This is a genomic window from Robiginitalea sp. (assembly GCF_049588695.1).
GTDB lineage: Bacteria > Bacteroidota > Bacteroidia > Flavobacteriales > Flavobacteriaceae > Robiginitalea.
Genome location: NZ_JBAVZJ010000067.1, coordinates 1 through 1,577, shown reverse-complemented (window position 1 = coordinate 1,577; position 1,577 = coordinate 1). Strand labels below are relative to the sequence as shown.

General features: G+C 51.7%; 1 pseudogene. It reads right to left on the bottom strand.

Annotated elements, in window-relative coordinates:
- Positions 1 to 1,334 (bottom strand): annotated as a pseudogene (gene hemN, locus WBV75_RS01405) (oxygen-independent coproporphyrinogen III oxidase); the annotation flags it as partial.
- Positions 1,335 to 1,577: the final 243 nt, after the last annotated feature.

Sequence of the window (1,577 nt, the reverse complement as noted above, 5' to 3'; positions counted from 1 at the left end):
GTTTCGGGCACTTTATTGTGCAAATGCAGATCAAAGGCCATACAGATGTTGCGGATAAAGACGCGGCCACTCTCGGTAACCTGAACCGTTTCCGGATTCAGGACCACCAGGCCATCGGCTTCGGGTTCTTTAAGTCGCTCCCGGATTTCAGCAACACGGTCTGTGGAAAGGCCTTTATCCCATCGAGTCTCAAAACGACACATCAAATCCAGGATGTGCCTGCGGATCAGCTGATCTTCTTCGCTGAGCAGGTGTCCGCGAAACACCGGGATAATCCCTGAGGACACCAGGTGTTCGTATTCTTCTATATTCTTTACATTCTGTGCGAATCCATACCAACTATCGCTGATACTGGATACGCCCAGGCCGATCATCATCTGGGTATGGGAAACCGTATACCCCATAAAATTACGGTGCAGGCCCCCATTGACCATAGACTGGTAGAGACCATCGGTTTCGAGGGCGTAGTGGTCCATCCCGATCTCCTTATAACCCGCTCCGCCGAGAATTTCTTTACCCAGCTCGTACTGCCGGCGCTTTTCATCGGGCGTTGGCACGTCTGAATCCTGAAATCCCCGCTGTCCGTTTCCTTTTAACCACGGCACATGGGCCTAGCTATAAAATGCCAGGCGATCTGGGCGTATCTCAGCTGTTTTTTTCAGGGTTTCCACTACATGGTCTACCCTCTGGAAGGGCAAGCCGTAAATGATGTCGTGGCCTACGGAGGTAAAACCCTCTTCCCGGGAAATCCGCGTGACCTCTGCCACTTGCTCATACGTCTGGATACGGTGGATGGCTTTTTGGACCGTCTCGTTGTAATCCTGTACCCCGTATGATACCCTTCGGAACCCGGCCTGATAAAGTACCCTTAAGTGTTCACGGGTCGTATTGGCGGGGTGACCTTCAAAACTATATTCCCAGTCCTCTGCCCGGTCTGCGAATCTGAAGATACCATCCAGAAGCACTTTAAGGTTTTCAGGGGAAAAGAAGGTAGGGGTTCCCCCCCCGAGGTGTAATTCGCGTATGACCGGTCGCTTGCCAAAGAGATTCCGATAGAGCTCCCATTCCTTTAACAGCGCACTGATATAGGGTGTTTCTACCGAATGCCGGCGGGTAATCCGCTTGTGGCAACCGCAGAAAGTACACATGCTCTCACAGAAAGGCAGGTGAATATACAGGCTGATCCCGGTTTTCTTATTGCTTTCTGCAAAAGCGCGGGAAACACTTTCTTTCCAGGCTTTCCCGGAAAAAGCCGGCACGTCCCAGTACGGGACGGTCGGATAACTCGTATACCGGGGGCCCGGAACATTGTATTTGGCAACCAAATCGCACATACCTTAGCTGTTTCTTACAAATCTAATCCCCAGCAGCCGGGTAGTACATGATAAAAATCAGTTTTAGAACCCGTTACCAGGTGTCCGTAATCCACTCATAAGGAGTGCGGTTCATCCAACGCCCCCTGGTGAAATCGGGAAAAATTTGGGCCGAGCCGTTTTCGGCTATCGAGCGTTCCGAAAGTGGGGTCTCCGCACTCCAGGCGGCTGCGTCGTATACATCGATAGGTGGGGCTACTTTTC